This window comes from Microcoleus sp. PH2017_12_PCY_D_A (genome assembly GCF_020738565.1).
Taxonomy (GTDB): Bacteria; Cyanobacteriota; Cyanobacteriia; order Cyanobacteriales; family Microcoleaceae; genus Microcoleus.
This window is the reverse complement of the sequence record NZ_JAEQCI010000211.1, coordinates 1-5,204: the sequence shown is the minus strand read 5'-3', so window position 1 is coordinate 5,204 and position 5,204 is coordinate 1. Positions and strand designations below refer to the sequence as shown.

At 47.1% G+C, this 5,204-nt stretch carries 4 protein-coding genes and 1 pseudogene; all 5 read right to left on the bottom strand.

Going from position 1 to position 5,204, the window contains the following annotated elements; all coding sequences use genetic code 11:
- Positions 1-146: 146 nt before the first annotated feature.
- Entirely contained in the window at positions 147-824 is a 678-nt protein-coding gene (locus JGK39_RS32540) for a J domain-containing protein (RefSeq protein ID WP_293260989.1), read from the bottom strand.
- A gap of 348 nt (positions 825-1,172) precedes the next feature.
- Positions 1,173-2,135, bottom strand: coding sequence for a cysteine synthase A (cysK, locus tag JGK39_RS32535; RefSeq protein WP_293260992.1), 963 nt, complete (start codon positions 2,133-2,135; stop codon positions 1,173-1,175).
- A gap of 159 nt (positions 2,136-2,294) precedes the next feature.
- Entirely contained in the window at positions 2,295-2,735 is a 441-nt protein-coding gene (locus JGK39_RS32530; protein WP_293260995.1) for an Rrf2 family transcriptional regulator, read from the bottom strand.
- 215 nt (positions 2,736-2,950) lie between these two features.
- On the bottom strand, positions 2,951-3,772 hold the full coding sequence (locus tag JGK39_RS32525; RefSeq protein WP_293298894.1) for a hypothetical protein: 822 nt from the start codon (positions 3,770-3,772) through the stop codon (positions 2,951-2,953).
- 33 nt (positions 3,773-3,805) lie between these two features.
- Positions 3,806-5,204: pseudogene (locus tag JGK39_RS32520) on the bottom strand (hypothetical protein); the annotation flags it as partial.

The window sequence follows — 5,204 nt, the reverse complement described above, 5'->3', positions numbered from 1 at the left end:
CTCGCCCCTCATTAGTCATTAGTGGTTTCAGAAACCGGGTTTCTCCCGAGATTTATCGAGCTCAAACACAAAACTCGAAGAAACCCGGTTTCTCGCCCCCGATCCCCATCGGACCCGATCCCCATCGGACCCGATCCCCCTCTCCTCTATCTTGCTTTTAATTCATCCTGTGCTTCCCGCCGCAGTCTAGCAGCAATTCTAAACAGTTCTTGACCTGTGTGCAAATGGCGATCGTCATAATTGAGGGTAAATAAATGCAATTCTTCTATACCATCTCCCACTTGATTGATGCAGTAGTAAAGATGGGCCGCAACTCCCGCTACATTAGATGGATTGGGCATCACCCTCAGAAAGTCATTAGCTTTTGAAAGAAAGTCGCGGCTGGTTTCGATATAAGCTTGAAACTTTTCGATCAGTTCATCATCGAACGGATCTGCTGACAATTCGTTTATTTCCTTTTTCAGCGGCTTCAAGATGCTGTTTAGCATTCGATTGACTGGTTTATATACTTTAATCAGCCACTGTTCCATGTGTTCGTCGGCGTCCCGCGCTGCTTGTTGTCGCTGGCGGGTGACGTTTGGCGCGTAGGGTGATTGTTCTTCGCTGGGCTGGGAGATTTGGCGATCGTAAGATTGTCTTTGCTGGGCATCTCCTAATATTTCATAGGCTGCATTGAGGCGGACAATCTCTTCGTGACCGGCTGTCGCACTCTGGCTGTCTGGATGAAATATTTTGACTAAACGGCGGTATGCTTGTTTAATCTCGGCTTGGGTTGCTGTTGGGCTAATTTTTAGGGTTTTGTAGTGATTGGTAACGGAAGACACGCTATTATTTCCTTGAAATCTGGATGATTTGCGAAAAAGTGCTTGACAAAAATATCATTGTTTGCTACAATATTAGGTATTTACATGATATAAATGCCAAAAAATGTAAGTGAAAAACCTAAGTTTTCAAATTACCATAAATCTATTTTATAAAAATATTGATGCTTTTAAAGTTGGTAGTGAGGACTTCAGTCCTCTCTGTGGAAAGTTGAGTTAAGAAGGACTAAAGTCCTTACTACAAACAACTGTTAAAAAGAACTTGCATTCCTGAATACAAACAACAAAGTCGAGCAGGGCGTACACTGTACGCCCTGCCCTCAGTTTCTGCAACTCGGGCCGGAGGCTAGTTTAGTTGACAGCCACCGCCAGATTCAGTTCTGGATCTTGGAACAAGGGAGTGCTGAGATAGCGTTCGCCGAAGCTAGGCTGAATCATCACAATCAATTTACCTGCATTTTCGGGACGCTTGCCGACTTTCAAGGCCGCACACAGTGCCGCACCGCTGGAAATACCGGACAAAAGTCCTTCTTCTCTGGCCAAGCGGCGTCCGTAGGCGATCGCCTCGTCATCCGTCACAATTACCACTTCGTCGATCGCCTTTACATTCAGCACAGGCGGCACAAAACCAGCACCGATACCTTGAATTTTGTGAGGCCCGGGCTTTCCGCCCGACAGTACCTGACTGTTTGCCGGCTCAACGGCGATCGCCTTAAACTCAGGTTTCCGCGACTTAATCACCTCTGCAATACCCGTAATCGTGCCGCCAGTGCCGACTCCAGAAATCAGGAAATCCACCTCGCCGTCGGTATCTGCCCAAATTTCCTCAGCCGTTGTCGAACGGTGAACCTCCGGGTTGGCCGGATTCCGAAACTGCTGCAACATATAGGCGTTCGGAGTTTTGTCTACAATCTCTTGAGCGCGACGAATGCAACCGCTCATGCCTTCAATCCCGGGAGTCAGTTCTAGTTGAGCTCCGTAAGCCCGTAACATCGATCGGCGTTCCGTGCTCATCGTATCCGGCATTGTCAAAATCAACTGGTAGCCCTTAGCCGCCGCCACCATAGCCAGAGCAATTCCGGTATTGCCAGAAGTCGGTTCTACTAAAACCGTTTTGCCGGGAGCAATCAGCCCTTCCGCCTCGGCTTGATTCACCATATTGACACCAATCCGGTCTTTTACTGATGCTGCCGGATTCATGCCTTCGAGTTTTACCACAATCCGAGCCAAGCAGCCTTCGGCTTGGGGAATGCGGTTGAGTTGCACCAGGGGCGTGTGCCCCACCAATTCTGTAATGTCGCCAGCAATACGCATAATCTTTGTCTGCTTGTTGTTGAAAGTAAATGTTAATTCCTAGTGGGCAATATTAAGCTATTGTGCATTGAGATTTAACTTTTAGGGCGTGCTCTGGCACCCACCGCACTGATTGTTTCAAAAAACAGGATTTTGAAAATTAGACGCGCGCCAGCTTAACTAGATGTAATACATAATTTCGAGCTGCCGCCTGCCATTGCGTTTTTCGCACAGATCCTGTAGCGTATATTTTTGCAACACCGAGTTGGCGATCGATCGCGCTTCTTGCCAAACTTCCCAAATCACCGCACTTTCTACAGTTTGAGCAGGCGAGTCTTTTTCGGAGCGATCGAAATCTGAGCCTTCAAGGCAGTTGATAATTTCCAGGAGTGTTATTTTCCACGGTTCCCGCGCCAGGATGTAACCACCTTTAGCTCCTCGCTGGCTGCGAATCAGCCCGCAGCGTCTCATGGTAGCCAGCAACTGTTCTAAATATCGATCGGGAATATTTTGCTGAGCAGCTATCTGGCGAATTTGGAGGGGTTCGCCCTCATCGTAGCCATCGGCCAGTTCCAGCAAAGCCAAGATTGCGTATTCGCTTTTACAGGAGAGTTCTACCATAATTTCACTTGAAAGTTCCAGAATTCTCAACTCCGAAGTCAGATTTGAGAATTATTCTCAATTTTGAGTTCCAAATTCTCACTCCTCACCTTTGATTATACCCCGGTTCTCCACTGGAGTTTACTGAGTTTCATAAATTCATTTCAAAAGAGGCTCGCAAGGCGATCGTATGTATCGCTCATTAATCCACAGTCCGATCCTCGTGGTGGCTTCCGTCAAGCACTCTCATCTAAAGTAGAAAAATCAAGTAATGATGGAACATCAAAACTGGGGAGTTCAACTTGCAAATACTTATCTCCACACAGATTCTCTGGTTTACCATATCTACTCATAGTCCGAGCTTGAATCTCCGCCCACATCGCCACTTCTGAAAGTTCCGTGTCGTTGAGTTTAGAGGCAATTGTTTGCAAAGCTTTCAGCGTCAGCGATCGATCGATTACCTGAGATAGCATTAACTCTTCATAACAATGCTCCATATATTCGTAGGGGATCTGCTCGTATGGGGGGGGCGGAGCGACACGCTTCAAAGCGTCCTTAATCTCGGTTCTGCGAGCCAAAGCTACCAGTTCAGAAATCTCTGGTAATATTGGCTCTAAGACGGCGGGTGGAGGAACTTTTCGAGGATAACGACGGGACTTTGGCGAAATATAGGCATACCTAAGAGTAATTTGCCACTCTGTCATCGCTCTTTCGGCTTCAGGACAGCATTCGTGAAACCTGACCCATTTCTCTAAATCAATTGCCACATTCCGTCCCATCTGCTGTGCTAGCAGCGACAACGCCTTCGTGACTATCTGCCGTCTCAGTTCGCCCCGCTCCCCGTCTGGACTTCCTGTCCAATCCCTCATGCGATTGTGAGTCTCATGCTCAATAAAAGCCTGGGTATAAATTGACTCCCAGATACACGGTTGCTCTAGTAGGGCATTTGGCAATCCCACCAGTGGTAAAAAAGGAGCAGCCCACGGTAGAGTTGGTAAAGATAAAGCTCTCAAGTAAATCCTGCTTTCAATGTCTTTCCAAGATAATTTAAGTTTCAAGCAGTTCTGTTTTGTCATCAGTAATAGTGTCTATCAAGGTCTAAAACGTAACTCTAATCCCAGAAGCCTCGCAATTACTTCCAATGTAATCAGAGCAACTCCTGCTACCCCCGCTCCTACCCATAAAGCACCGTCTCTTACCTGTGCACCAAGCTCATTTGCCCATGCCAGCAAGCTACTTTTGTTTTTGATATCTGGCTGTTTAGGAGGTTCTTTTTCACTATACTCCTCAGCTTGGGCAAAGCCTTTCAACATGTTGTAGTAATCCACATCGCGATCATCACAATCGTCATCATTTTTAAACTGCTCCAACAATTCCTTCAACCTGGCTTTCACTTTATCGTACTGGTATATATGTCCGTCCCAAGAACCGGGATCGCCAGTCACAGTAGTCCTACTACCCGATAAGGGAACAATTCGCGGGACGGGAGGATTGCTGATTTCACGACGCCGATGATAAAGATCCTGATCGTCTAAGCGCAAATCGTCGTAGCGTTTTTTTAACTCATTACCAAGAGCTACAATTTCTTTTATGAGTTCAAAGCATGGATCGGGAGCAGCAGCAATCAACCCCAAAGGATTACCACCGATCGCAATCACAGCCGGAATAGCACCTTTTGGTATGATATTCGGATTAAACTTCTCAACAGCCCGCGTTGTCAAAGCATAAGCAGGATTTTCAACAGTCTTAATAATTTCCTCCACATCAAAGACATAAGCACTTCCACCACCACTAAGAGTAGGATAAGAACCAATCAGATACTTCCCATCACCCGAAAGAGCCACATTATTAGTTAAACTTCCCGGCACCGGTTCAGTAGCAGCAACTAATTGCGGATTAGGCCCCAACGGATCTTTAATAATCCCAATATTTCCCCCCGCCAGCGGATTGGCATCAACTTCAATGATTTTTTTACTGTTACGACCCGCCACAAACGCATACTTTCCATCAGCCGTCACCGTGACAGCCACTCCCTCATTCACCTCAAAGACATTGGTATTATTAGTCAGCGTCAGCACCCCAAAACCGCTGCCGTCTGTGTTCGGGTTACCATTAGTAAAAACCATTTTCAGCGGGTCAGGAGTTGCAGCCAACCCCCAAGCCCCTGTAGTAGTCAAAACCTTTCCAATTTGCTCCCCCCACTTCCGGGGATTAGAATTCGGAACCGTCGGTTTGTCTTCAGGGTCAATATTCACAGCGTAAATATAACCATCAGCCGCAGTCGCAAACAGCTTGCGCCCGTCACTGCTAACCGCAATCTGGCGCAGTCCTGACGTAGCATTAACTGAGATAGTCCGAACAACTTCGTTATAGCTTGGCGAGTCAGGATTGACATCCAGGACATAAATGCTACCCCGCCCTGAGTCCGCGACGTAAGCATAATTATCCCAAGGGTCAATAGATATCGCCCCAGGAGATGCACCACTGGGC